Origin of the sequence: Vibrio sp. Isolate23 (genome assembly GCF_022398095.1) — a bacterium.
Classification (GTDB): Bacteria; Pseudomonadota; Gammaproteobacteria; order Enterobacterales; family Vibrionaceae; genus Vibrio; species Vibrio coralliilyticus_A.
Genome location: NZ_JAKEUV010000001.1, coordinates 47,382 through 59,511, shown reverse-complemented (window position 1 = coordinate 59,511; position 12,130 = coordinate 47,382). Strand labels below are relative to the sequence as shown.

Annotated in this window: 13 protein-coding genes; all 13 read right to left on the bottom strand. The window is 45.1% G+C overall.

The features are described 5' to 3' along the window. Positions 1-6 precede the first annotated feature (6 nt). Entirely contained in the window at positions 7-1,476 is a 1,470-nt protein-coding gene (gene rng, locus L1D31_RS00290) for a ribonuclease G (protein ID WP_239835124.1), read from the bottom strand. A 22-nt stretch (positions 1,477-1,498) separates the two neighbouring features. Continuing rightward, positions 1,499-2,059, bottom strand: coding sequence for a Maf family protein (locus L1D31_RS00285; RefSeq protein ID WP_275666031.1), 561 nt, complete (start codon positions 2,057-2,059; stop codon positions 1,499-1,501). A gap of 3 nt (positions 2,060-2,062) precedes the next feature. Beyond that, the gene (gene mreD, locus L1D31_RS00280) at positions 2,063-2,551 is read right to left on the bottom strand and encodes a rod shape-determining protein MreD (protein ID WP_239835123.1); all 489 of its coding nucleotides are present in this window, start codon (positions 2,549-2,551) and stop codon (positions 2,063-2,065) included. Further along, positions 2,541-3,428 (bottom strand): rod shape-determining protein MreC, encoded by an 888-nt coding sequence (gene mreC / locus L1D31_RS00275; protein WP_239835122.1) that lies wholly within the window; start codon positions 3,426-3,428, stop codon positions 2,541-2,543. Before mreC ends, mreD begins: the two co-directional genes overlap by 11 nt. 57 nt (positions 3,429-3,485) lie before the next feature. After that, the gene (locus L1D31_RS00270) at positions 3,486-4,529 is read right to left on the bottom strand and encodes a rod shape-determining protein (protein ID WP_004747218.1); all 1,044 of its coding nucleotides are present in this window, start codon (positions 4,527-4,529) and stop codon (positions 3,486-3,488) included. 154 nt (positions 4,530-4,683) lie between these two features. Beyond that, positions 4,684-8,160: a DUF6701 domain-containing protein gene (locus L1D31_RS00265; RefSeq protein WP_239835121.1), complete on the bottom strand. Its 3,477-nt coding sequence runs from the start codon at positions 8,158-8,160 to the stop codon at positions 4,684-4,686. Then, positions 8,157-8,579, bottom strand: a complete 423-nt coding sequence (locus L1D31_RS00260; protein ID WP_239835120.1) for an MSHA biogenesis protein MshP — start codon at positions 8,577-8,579, stop codon at positions 8,157-8,159. The genes L1D31_RS00265 and L1D31_RS00260 overlap by 4 nt, the downstream gene beginning before the upstream one ends. Next, complete coding sequence (locus L1D31_RS00255; RefSeq protein WP_239835119.1) at positions 8,551-9,324, bottom strand: type II secretion system protein; 774 nt, start codon at positions 9,322-9,324, stop codon at positions 8,551-8,553. The genes L1D31_RS00260 and L1D31_RS00255 overlap by 29 nt, the downstream gene beginning before the upstream one ends. Further along, positions 9,324-9,890, bottom strand: a complete 567-nt coding sequence (locus L1D31_RS00250; RefSeq protein WP_239835118.1) for a prepilin-type N-terminal cleavage/methylation domain-containing protein — start codon at positions 9,888-9,890, stop codon at positions 9,324-9,326. Before L1D31_RS00250 ends, L1D31_RS00255 begins: the two co-directional genes overlap by 1 nt. Then, complete coding sequence (locus L1D31_RS00245; RefSeq protein WP_239835117.1) at positions 9,868-10,365, bottom strand: prepilin-type N-terminal cleavage/methylation domain-containing protein; 498 nt, start codon at positions 10,363-10,365, stop codon at positions 9,868-9,870. The genes L1D31_RS00250 and L1D31_RS00245 overlap by 23 nt, the downstream gene beginning before the upstream one ends. A gap of 150 nt (positions 10,366-10,515) precedes the next feature. Beyond that, complete coding sequence (locus tag L1D31_RS00240; RefSeq protein ID WP_239835116.1) at positions 10,516-10,980, bottom strand: type II secretion system protein; 465 nt, start codon at positions 10,978-10,980, stop codon at positions 10,516-10,518. A gap of 34 nt (positions 10,981-11,014) precedes the next feature. Next, on the bottom strand, positions 11,015-11,590 hold the full coding sequence (locus tag L1D31_RS00235; RefSeq protein ID WP_239835115.1) for a prepilin-type N-terminal cleavage/methylation domain-containing protein: 576 nt from the start codon (positions 11,588-11,590) through the stop codon (positions 11,015-11,017). Positions 11,591-11,667: 77 nt separating this feature from the next. Next, on the bottom strand, positions 11,668-12,129 hold the full coding sequence (locus L1D31_RS00230) for an MSHA biogenesis protein MshF (RefSeq protein WP_239835114.1): 462 nt from the start codon (positions 12,127-12,129) through the stop codon (positions 11,668-11,670). Between the last annotated feature and the right edge of the window lies 1 nt (position 12,130).

Below are 12,130 nucleotides of genomic sequence, written 5' to 3'. Positions count from 1 at the left end.
AAAAGCCTACATCATGACAACGTCAAATTGCTCTTGAATATAAAGGGGCTCAGTTTGAACTTTCACCTGCTTGCCAATAAAGACTTCCAGCTCTGCCAGCGCGTGCGATTCATCACCTTGTAGTGCGTCCGCAACGGAAGGAGAAGCGTAAACCACAAACTTGTCTGCATCATATGCCCGATTCACTCGAGTGATTTCACGAAGAATTTCATAACAAACCGTTTCGACCGTTTTCACACTTCCGCGCCCCTCACAAGTTGGACAAGTCGAACAGAGAATATGTTCAATACTTTCGCGTGTGCGCTTACGTGTCATCTCGACCAAGCCTAGTTGCGTAAAGCCATTAATGTTGGTTTTGACTCGGTCTTTATCAAGGGCAGCTTCCAGTGAAGTAAGTACACGCTTACGGTGTTCTTCTGACAACATATCTATGAAATCAATGATAATAATACCACCAAGGTTACGTAAGCGAAGTTGGCGGGCAATCGCCTGAGTCGCCTCAACATTGGTATTAAAAATCGTTTCTTCGAGGTTGCGACGGCCAACAAAAGCACCTGTATTAATGTCAACCGTTGTCATCGCCTCTGTCTGATCAATGATCAGATAACCACCAGATTTGAGTTCCACTTTACGCTCCAGAGAACGCTGAATCTCATTCTCAGTGTCGTACATATCGAAAATAGGCTTATCACCGTCATACAATTCAAGCTTTTCTGTCAACTCAGGCACATACTCAGAGGTAAATTCTTTGAGGTTTTCAAATTCCAAACGGGAATCAACCAATATCTTGGTCAACTCTGTCCCCACAAAGTCGCGCAGAATACGTTGGGACAAGCCAAGTTCACCATACAGCGTGGAACGGGTTTTGTACTTTGAACGACGCTCATTCACTTTAGACCAAAGTCGTTTGAGGAATGCCGCGTCCTGAGCAAGTTCAGAATCATGCGCCCCTTCCGCAGCAGTTCGGATAATAAAGCCACCATCTTCATCGCAGTAATGACCAACGACTTTCTTGAGACGGTTACGCTCCTCTTCGCTCTCGATACGCTGTGAAACCCCCACATGACTTGCGCCTGGCATAAATACGAGATAACGGGAAGGTAAAGTAATGTCTGTGGTCAGGCGAGCACCTTTAGTCCCCAGCGGGTCTTTAACAACTTGGACGACAATATCCTGCCCTTGACGAACCAGTTCAGAAATATCCCTCACCTGAAACTGCTGCTTTTCATTCTCAGCCACACATTCAGTATGCGGAACAATGTCAGAGGCATGGAGAAACGCCGCCTTGTCGAGGCCAATATCAACAAAAGCTGCTTGCATGCCAGGTAGGACACGACTCACTTTGCCTTTGTATATATTGCCGACTATTCCACGCTTCGCCTCACGTTCAACATGAATCTCTTGTAGGGTTCCCCCTTCAATCATGGCCACACGAGTTTCACTCGGGGTCACATTGATTAGCAACTCTGCACTCATCGGCGCACCTCAAAATTTTAAATTATAAGAATTTGTGCAAGAGCTGGTCTGTTTCGAATAATGGCAGGCCTACCACAGCGTGATAACTGCCTTCAATACGCGTCACGAAACGTCCTCCAATACCTTGGATTCCATAACTACCAGCCTTATCGTATGGTTCACCTGTCTGCCAATATTGTTCTATCTCTTTTTCTGACAAAGACTTAAACCAAACGTCTGTAGTTACCACTACAGTTTCTTGATGTTCGTTTGTCGCCACTGTCACCGCAGTCATTACCTGGTGTGCACGACCCGACAGTAGCATTAGCATCCTTTTAGCATGTTCCAGATCTTCCGGCTTTTCCAGAACCGTACCATCGCAAACAACAATAGTGTCTGAACCCAGTACGACAGCATCGTTATCAATGGCTACGCAAGCCATGGCTTTATCGAAAGAAAGACGAGATACATACTGAAAAGGCGTTTCTTGGGCGGCTTGGCTTTCTTCAACATCAGTGCGAATAACGCTAAACGAATACCCGAGTTGTGACAGTAATTCTTTGCGTCTCGGCGAACCTGACGCTAGCACCAATTTTTTCATCATCAATTATCTTATATGCCAATGGCGTCTGACTCTGCGCATTAATAGGAACAGCCAAGGCCAGAGAATACAGTTTATCAAGCCACTCCACAGTGACAGCAAATTAAACGAAATGTCTTGAATCAGGTACTCGCCCGAGAAGATCAACACATCAAGCAAGACGGAAAGCAAGCCGATCAGCATTGCCTGCTGCCACAACGCCATATTACGTAGTACAAGGAAATTAAGAGCCACGAGATACACCACAATGGACATCATCATGCCGCGGATCCCCAGTGTCGAGCCGAGCAAGAGATCCCAGAGTAGTCCAAGCGCTAGCGCAGTACCCACATTGACTCGATGTGGCAATGCAAGAACCCAATAGCAAATCACCAAAAATAACCAAGAAGGTCGCAGCACATCCAGTACACCAGGCCAAGGAATCGTCTGCAGTGTTAAAGCAATTAAAAATGAAAAGGCAATGACCATTTTGCCTTTAAATACACTATTCGCCATTACCCACTACCTCTTGACTGTTATCCGGTAAGGCCTGCTGAATTTTATCTTGTCGAGAGTCATTAGGCCAAATCAACAGCAGATAGCGTAGACGTTCAAAGTCCACAACGGGCTCCGCCTCAATAGCCGCAAATTCACGTGCAGTATCACGAAGCACATCCACTACGTGCGCGACAGGGTAGCCTTCGGGGTATACACCTCCCAGCCCAGAAGTCACCAGTAAATCACCTTCCTGGATATCTAAACTGATCGGGATATGGTCTAGGTTAATCCGATCAATTTTACTGTTACCTGATGCAATGACTCGAATATCGTTACGTATTACCTGCACTGGAATCGCGCTCTGGCTGTCGGTAAGCAACAACACGCGGCTATTATGCGCTGACACAAATGTCACCTGACCCACAATCCCTTTTTCATTCGCCACAGGCTGACCAACATACACCCCGTCGATCTGGCCTTTGTCGATCACAACCTGCTGTCGATATGGAGATGTGTCTACCGCCATGACTTCTGTCACGACCTTACGCTCATCACGAACAAAGGAAGAGCCTAGCAGCTTGCGCAATCGCTGGTTTTCTTCACGATACTGATCCAATAACAGCATGTCGTTTTTGAGACGCAGAATTTCACGTTTGAGCTGATAATTGCTCTCCATAAAGTCTTTACGAATATTGAATCGCTCATAAGCGTCATCGAACATGGTGCGAGGAACGTCCGCGAGATACTGAATCGGCGCGACCATACTGTTAAGTAAATAACGTACTTGGGCAAATGCGCCTAAACGACTATCAGCCAGCATAAGGCTGGCTGATATAATGACTGCAAAAAACAGGCGTAATTGAAGTGAAGGTCCTCGGCCAAAAATAGGCTTCATTGAGTATGAGTTCCTTAATCGATCGAAGCAGCCTAGCGAATCACTAGGCCAACCCAATTATTCTTCACTGAATAGATCGCCACCGTGCATGTCGATCATTTCTAGAGCTTTACCGCCACCACGAGCCACACAAGTCAGTGGATCCTCAGCAATCACCACTGGGATACCCGTTTCTTCAGTCAGAAGGCGATCAAGATCTTTCAGTAGAGCACCACCACCTGTAAGAACCATACCATTTTCTGAAATATCCGATGCCAACTCTGGGGGGCACTGCTCCAGCGCAACCATCACAGCTGAAACGATACCTGTCAGCGGCTCTTGTAGAGCTTCAAGAATTTCATTGGAGTTAAGGCTGAAGCTACGTGGCACACCTTCAGCAAGGTTGCGGCCGCGAACTTCGATTTCTTCTACTTCATCGCCAGGGTAAGCGGAACCGATTTCATGTTTGATCTTTTCAGCCGTTGCTTCACCAATCAAACTACCGTAGTTACGACGGACATAGTTGATGATGGCTTCGTCAAAGCGATCACCACCGATACGAACGGAAGACGAGTAAACCACACCATTTAGGGAGATGACTGCGACTTCTGTTGTACCACCACCGATATCAACAACCATTGAGCCTGTAGGCTCAGAAACACGCAAACCAGCACCAATTGCGGCCGCCATTGGCTCATCAATCAAATACACTTCACGAGCACCGGCACCAAGCGCTGACTCACGAATCGCTCGACGCTCAACTTGCGTAGAACCACAAGGCACACATACAAGAACACGTGGGCTTGGTTTCAGAACACTGTTGTCATGCACTTGTTTAATAAAGTGCTGAAGCATTTTTTCTGTTACGTAGAAATCCGCAATCACGCCGTCTTTCATAGGACGAATTGCCGAAATATTACCTGGAGTACGACCTAACATTTGCTTTGCCGCATGACCGACAGCAGCGACGCTTTTGCCTGCTCTGTTACGGTCCTGACGGATAGCGACTACTGAAGGCTCGTCTAGAACAATACCCTGTCCCTTGACGTAGATAAGAGTGTTGGCAGTACCTAAATCGATTGATAGGTCATTAGAAAATATGCCACGAAGTTTTTTGAACATATTCTTCGCTCGTCCTGAAAGAATTAGAAGATAGAAAATTGCACTAAATGTACCAATGCCTTGCCGTATCAGCAAGGCATTGAACTATAAACATGGGCTGAAACCCGCAATTTCTAACAGATTCCTAACGAAAGTCGAAAAAAACGCCTTGTCTCTAATTCTGTTCGTTCCACCAAATGACCCGATCGCTCCCTCGGTAGAGACCAAATTGTGTCAGTCCTGAGGCAGTACTTTCAAAATTGCCATCATCGTCTTCATCATCCCTTAGCCAAGGAAACAACGAATTCACGTTGAGAGAAGTTGTAATCGTTCCATAACTGCCAGAACCCGGTGGGGTGAATTCTATCCAAGACTCACCACCACTAGCTGTCGCAGAAACGAGTGAAGCATTAACCTCCGGCTGAGTAGGGCTACCGCTGTCAACAACCGTGTATTCCCCTGATGTAAATACAAAGTTTCCAATCGCCCCGAAGCTGGTGCATGAGTCATCGGTATTAGTTTCAAAGCGATCATTTTGATAGTGTTGTAATTCCAGTCTCTGCCTCACCGTTGCTATCTCAGAGCCATAGGTGTCGTTGATAAGCAAACGCCCCCAACGAAGCTGCATAGTGTCATCTACATTCTCAAAGGTAATACCTTGGCAAGCTCCTGAGTCGTTGGACTTCAAGCAAACGCCATCGGAATCAGTCACATCACTTGCAGTTAATACTAGTTGGAAGCTAGCAGTAAAAGGATTAATTGGTGTCGTTTCCTTGGTGTAGAAAATCATCTCATTATTTAACACCATGATGTTCTCATCAGAGGGAGTTCTAGTCACACTAGGAGAAGCCGTGGGGTCTAAAGCAATAGTTAAACCATTATCAGCGATATAGTTACGACTTCCCCAGCTATTACTGTAACGCCACCAATTACCGATAACATAATTTTCAATATCCAAACCATCAACGGCTTTAGGATTTAGCGTCAATGCAGGGTTAGTCGAATAACCAAATGATTGGCCAATATAGCTAAACTGCGGGAATTGAGAACAAGCCCCCAGCAGCACTGGCGTATTCAAAATACCAGTAGACGTCGCCGGAAGCTCAAAATATGCCGGAGTAAAGCGCCCGATATTACCTGTAGAGCTTGAGGCGATAGGTTTAGTCGTCTTTCCATAAAATGAGCTTGGTGGATCAACCGTAAAATTAAACACCCCAACCTCAGAGACCGACTGTGTAACACTATTGGTACCATTCAAAATCGGAACGTGGTTGTAAGAAGTGGTGCTGATACTTCCTGTGTTGCCTGTTGAGGGCTCAACCAAGCTATGGGTGATGGTAATATCACTATGTTTATAGTTGGGCGTCACTTCATCATCTTGGTTATAAGCAGTGACTTTAAGAGTAAAGTTTTCTCCTGCCTTCGCAAAAACGCTACAACTTGTATCCGCACTGCTACAAACACCTGTACCTCCAGAGGTATTCTCTGCGCTGACAGTTAAGTATTTTGGCGCACTAATAAAATTGCCACTCCCTGTTAGCTCTAACCCTTGTTCATCACCAGTACCATTAAATTTAGCATTGAGCTGTATGTGCCCTGCATCATCATAGTTAAGGTTAACCGATGCTTGCCCCGAGCTATTAAAGGCTAGGTTGAAGTTGGTGGCATCGGATTCGTTAATACCAATTTCTGTGCTTTCTACCGATACTTTGGGCTGACCTATTAAGTCAGCCCCTTCAACAGGGTCTAAGTACTGGCTCCATAGGTCAACACTCTTAGTGACATTAGCAAAACTAGGTACACACTGAGTCGCACTATCACCTTGCTTAACCGCTTTAATCGTAGCAGTCACAGTCTCTGCTCCATACTTATCAGGCACATCGATCACAAAGCCACTATCAGAAAAAACCATGTCACAGTTATTCTCACTCAAGCCACTGCCATCATCACACAGATTGCTAGAGAAAGGCTTAGCTGGTGGCGTAGAACCTGTCACATCCAATGTCAGTGTGCCTGGCTGATTCTTGCGAATATAAAAAGTACCAGAGCCTCCAGAGAAGGTTTTCACATTGCCACCAACCCATCCTCCACCTCCAGGAACGGTTGCAGGAGACAGAGTTGCCGTGACAGTATCTGTGTATTCTTCTGTACAACTTGAGTCTTTACATGCTCGGATGGTAACTTCTGATTCGTTACAAGTTACACCTTGCCCTGTATGCGTTATACGGAAATGATCAATTTGATCTTCTATAGGGCGGGAATTCAACGCACAAACCTGAAAGTTGTCTATCTCATGATTATTCGTTAAATCACCTGTAGAGCCTGTGATAGATAATAAAAAATCTTCAGGTACTGCGGCTTGTGAGTATTGGCCATCCAGGACATCAATTGGACCAACAATCGTTTGCCAGTCAGCACTACCAATTTTACGGAAGATCTCGACCTGAGATTGGTTACTCACCCTAGAATCAACCACAATCTTATAGCGATGTACTGAACCAGAGTTATTATCATCGACGGTCGGAGATAAACAATCGCTGTTTTGATTAGTTTGACCGTTATTACAGGCACCTGCTAAGTACCGATACCCTGTTTCATTAGAGCCTGAGCCCCTTAGAGCGACCGACTGACGGCGCTGTCCAGGATCACTTCCCTCTCCACCTTGAGCAGAGAAATTCCCGTATTCATCGATCCCAATACCTAACCAGCCGCCTGCAAAGCCAGGCTCATTAGGTTTAAAACCATATCCCAATGGCCCGCCAAATGCCCCCGCTCTCGGCGTTACTAATGCATCAGACAGTACAACTGCAATACCATCCGCACCTGACCCATTGTAGGCAAAATGGTCAAATTCAATTTCAACCAAGTTATCTTTAGCTGGGAATAAGCGTTGATACGTCGATGATGTGGACTGATTTTGTACTGCCTGAGTAAAACGTAATCGGCTACTCGCAATACCCGGCTGGAATGAGCCACTACTGGTTGAAGTGACCCACAAATCAGACAAACTTCCTGAATTAAAGTCATCGGTAAAACATTCTAAAGAGACACTTGAGTCTTCACACATACCAATGAGATCCGCATCCTCAATCGCATCAGGGTCTACCGTTACAGTACTATTACCAACGGTTGATAATGCGCCTCCAGAAGCTAGTGCTCCTGAGATTTCTGCATTACCAGCTACCTGAACGCTCCCTGCAACGTAGATAATGCCATTGATTTTGTTCTGACCCGCGATCTGCAAGCTGCCTGCGACATAAATAAATAAATCTTCAGGATTACCATCAAGGTTTAACTCAACATTATTTAGTTGAAGAGAGTCAAAATACAAACGAGTGGTGGCTCCATTAGTGTAGATTCTTGAGCCATTATTAAAATCGCCTGCAGCAAAACTGAAATCTCCTGGAGGAAAATTTGTGCCGACGATGGTTGTATCATTCACTCTACAGTAGTCGTACCCCCACCATGTTCTATAACAATCTAAGTCTCCGTATTTATTGTCAATAATATCTGGCGGCGGTACTAAACCGCTTCCAGAATGGTTTCCAGAAGGAGGATCAGTAAAGACATCCGTACATTGAGGCACAGCATAAGCGGAAATCGGCATTATCAACCCAATGACACAATAAACTATTTTCCTCATTACGTTCATTGCCGCACTCCTACCTCAATAATTCTTTGCAACTGCCACCCTCCTACTTGACATATTCCTGTTGAAACCAACTGAAATACTTGCGTATTGTCATCCAAAGTCCCTAAAGCGTTGCACACCACAGAAGCCGTACACTGAGATAGGCCGCCGCCATTAAAATTAATTGTTTGTTGAACCCCAAGCTGACAACTGCCATCCGTTACGGGTTGGTAAAAGCGACTGATTTCTATCTGAGCGGCTGAGCGTGCCGCCATTTCCGCTCTTGTGCCTATCACTGCGGCAATAAGCTGATCACTGCTACGCTCTTGGTTTCTATTGGCAATAGTCGCCATAAACCCCACCACCACCACAGTGATGAAGATAACCAGTAACAATCCACTGCCCTGTTGTCTACGGCGTGTTGTAGATAAGCGCATCATGATCAAACCTTATCTGCTCTCCATTATCAGAGAATGTTAACTCCATTTTTACCAAGCCATTTCGTTGCAATTGAGGTTCTGAGACCAAAAAATTCACTTGGTTAAGATTTCCAGCGACTCGAACACCACTACCCAATAACGCTGGTGTTAGAGAAGCCCTACCTAGATCATAGCCCGAATAACGCATTAGCTCATTGCCAACCAAGCAAAATGCGACTGGCTCTTGATAGAAATACAGGCGTTCAGCAGGGCTGAAGGTCGTAAAACCTGTGCTTACCGTCAGATCAACATCTACCATAGAAGACATAGCGCCACTGGCCGTAAAATCAACATCATTTCTCACTTCAGCAATTTGGCCGGTGCCATCAATCGTTTTTCTTAGCTCAGAGGCATCCGTTGGGTAAACGACAACACGCTCACCTGCGGTAATACTTTTGACCACAGGTAATACTCTGATCGACGCAGAGGCGGAGGAAGGGGTAGGAAGATCCATATAAATAGCAGTGTTGGTAATCGGCAGAATTTCAATGCAGTTATTTTCAACCACGACGCTGTTAGGGATCGCTTCACGGATTTCTCGACGTAGCCTTTCTGTGGCAAACCGCCCTTGTTGAATGAGCGCTTCTCTATTTGCAGAGTCGGAATAAAGCACTAATGACTGACGCACCACCTCGCCCACAAACAAGCCGACTATACCGAGTAAAGTAATTGACACCACCATCTCAATCAGAGTAAAACCACGCATCAAAAATTCCCTTTTGTCGCCGCGAAGGGGTAGGTATTCCCCTGCCGATCGGTAATAGTGACGTTGATTCTCTTGTAGTTTGTCATTGCGGTCGATTCTACGCCTTGCATTGTTCCGCCGACTTCCTGCTCATAGAAAACCGTAATCGCAATATTATAGCCTTGGTAGCCATCATTGATGCTATTACCTAACACATCTTGAGCCGCTCCATTCAGCCCATCAAAGTCATCGACATCATTGTAGAGCGTTTTATCCGACTCTCCGGAATCCGATCCAAGGTTCGCCGCCGAAGTACATAACACCCGATCAGCCTGAGCAACGATGACACATTCTGGTACTCCTCCATTCGGCCCAGAGTTCTGATCAAAATGTCGCCCTAATACTTCGTCCAATACTGCTCGCCCAAGCTCAGCGGCTTTAACTGACGCAACCTGGTCGGCACTTTGCTTACCTTTAGGAAAAAGGGCTATCGAGACACCACCGATTGCGATGCCAATAATCACGATCACCACCACCATTTCTAACAGTGAAAAACCCTTTTTTTTAGCAACTTGTCGGATTTGCAAAAATACCACCTTCTGAATTGATACAAATAAATCGGCTGGTTCCCGACTGACCTTGAATTGCTATTGTGCAAGAAGCCACAGAGCATTGCGAAGGTCGTCCTAAGCTATCAAAGTCAATAAACCCTTGGGAGCTGGAATTGAGTGTTATGGACACATCCTCGACCTCAGCATCGACAAAGCTGCTGTCACTGGTGTCACCTGGGAAAATAGTATTGCAGGCTCCAGAAGTTATTGAAGCTGCCATATCAATGGCTTGGTTTCCACTCAGAATCCATCTACCACACAAATTACTACGATTCATTGCTCTTAGCTGAGTTAAGCGCAACGAAGATAATACTGCCTCTTCCATTAATTGGGCGTCGAAGCTACTTTTGCCAAAATATCGGCTGGCCGCATAAACAGAGACAACCGCCAGCAGAACAATAACCATGATCAGTTCAATGAGTGTAAATCCTCGATCACGCTTAACTTTCATAGCATACCTAAGTAGTTAATTTTTCTTATTTGATTATAAATTAGAAAGGCTATTGATGAGGGAATTTGTGTGAGTTTTGAGAAGGTATTTAGAAATGGAATAGAAGTAGAGTGGCATAAAGAAAAGGCCAGCAATGCTGGCCTTTGAAATTTAACAACCTGTGGTAACAACTGTTATGGTAGGCTCGTCGCCTGCCGATGTGGCTCGTTCATAGTTAACATGACAACCAGCAGTTGTTGTTCCATCAAAAGTGTAGGAAATAGAGTCAGTCGGTTGACCTGCACTTGTGATTTCATCCCAGTCCTCCGCAAGCCCAGCAACTGCTGCGCCAATACCCGCAGAGGAAGCTACTGGATAACCAAATATGGTACTAACTGTAGTGCTCCCTGCCGTAACATTCACTGCTGAGGATGAGGTTTCACTACCATCTATAGCAGCTTTACCATAAACAATCCCTGCCGCGCCCTGCATTGCGCCTCTCAATCCTTGTAGGGAAGCTTCGCGAGCATCACCTTGCAGGTTAAGAAAACGAGGTGCTGCAGTCACTGCCAGAATACCTAGAATAACAATCACCACGACCAATTCGATTAGGGTGAAACCGCCTTGTTTTTTCATAGTCTCAATCTCTCTGTGTTAAATGTCCGCAGTACTACTGCAAGGTTACGGTCACACGACCTGTTTTAATCTCATAAACAAACTGATGATCCATACCACCTTCTTGTTGAATATAGGTACAAGTGTCATTTGAGTCATCAGCCTGTGCTGAATATTTTATATTTCCATTCGTGTTTGCATTCGATACTGTATCAACACTTGGTGGGTTTTGTAATAAGTTATTCATCAAGTCTATACACATCTGGTCAGTTAAACTGGTCGGAAAACTCACATTATCGGTGTTTAAACCATAGGGATATCCGTCTCGAAAGCCAGTATCCGCATTACTGCCGTTTTGGGCGCGAGTCAGCCAAAAATCCACACCATCATAATCAACTCGATTATACGTTTCAGTGTTGACTGTCACCGAGGGACGAGCCTCTGCTTCCCATTGCGCACGAGCGGATAACACGCCAGTAGCAAAGCCACCAGCCACACCTTCCACGCTAGCCTTTTTCGCTTCATCAGTAACATCTAAAAAGCGCGGCAAAGCAGCAACCGCTAATAGACCAACCACAACAATGACAACAACAAGCTCAACTAACGAAAAACCGAACTGCTTATTATGCATAATGATAAACTCGCTATTTACTACAACATATTATACGAAATATCCGCAATATAGCTATCGCAAATACGTCAATACAATCACTTGGCCGAGAAGCCGACACTCACGGTAAAATTATTATCCACGAGCTGTATATGAATCGACTTTCCATAATTAAAAATATACTCACATCGATAATTATTTAATTCAGAACGCTCCACAACTTTAGACGGTGCTACCCCTAACACTCTTTGTTCTGGATATAATAACGAAAACCAACTCTCACATGCTGTTCTACTCTGTTCACGGTTTGGGATAACCCAACCATGCTTTGAAAACAAAAGGTTTTCAGTATCTACCACTAAGTGCTCTCGTTGGCCATTCAACATCCATTGCTGCTTATAGAAGCTCGCTCTTTCTATCATTCTTTTACTCGCCAGTAAAAATGCAGCGTCATCAACATCTTCTTCTAATTTCTCGATTATCAGAACAAAGCTCAGTATTAGAATAATGATAACCAACAGCCAAACAACGAATCTAGAGCGTTCAATATTACTCGACATA

Coding starts and splice junctions, on each gene's coding strand:
- L1D31_RS00260 (WP_239835120.1), bottom strand. CDS start 8,579: ATGATGCGCTTATCTACAACACGCCGTAGACAACAGGGCAGTGGATTG.
- mreC (WP_239835122.1), bottom strand. CDS start 3,428: ATGAAGCCTATTTTTGGCCGAGGACCTTCACTTCAATTACGCCTGTTT.
- L1D31_RS00245 (WP_239835117.1), bottom strand. CDS start 10,365: ATGAAAGTTAAGCGTGATCGAGGATTTACACTCATTGAACTGATCATG.
- L1D31_RS00240 (WP_239835116.1), bottom strand. CDS start 10,980: ATGAAAAAACAAGGCGGTTTCACCCTAATCGAATTGGTCGTGGTGATT.
- rng (WP_239835124.1), bottom strand. CDS start 1,476: ATGAGTGCAGAGTTGCTAATCAATGTGACCCCGAGTGAAACTCGTGTG.
- L1D31_RS00230 (WP_239835114.1), bottom strand. CDS start 12,129: ATGTCGAGTAATATTGAACGCTCTAGATTCGTTGTTTGGCTGTTGGTT.
- L1D31_RS00255 (WP_239835119.1), bottom strand. CDS start 9,324: ATGCGTGGTTTTACTCTGATTGAGATGGTGGTGTCAATTACTTTACTC.
- L1D31_RS00235 (WP_239835115.1), bottom strand. CDS start 11,590: ATGCATAATAAGCAGTTCGGTTTTTCGTTAGTTGAGCTTGTTGTTGTC.
- L1D31_RS00265 (WP_239835121.1), bottom strand. CDS start 8,160: ATGAACGTAATGAGGAAAATAGTTTATTGTGTCATTGGGTTGATAATG.
- L1D31_RS00285 (WP_275666031.1), bottom strand. CDS start 2,059: ATGATGAAAAAATTGGTGCTAGCGTCAGGTTCGCCGAGACGCAAAGAA.
- mreD (WP_239835123.1), bottom strand. CDS start 2,551: ATGGCGAATAGTGTATTTAAAGGCAAAATGGTCATTGCCTTTTCATTT.
- L1D31_RS00270 (WP_004747218.1), bottom strand. CDS start 4,529: ATGTTCAAAAAACTTCGTGGCATATTTTCTAATGACCTATCAATCGAT.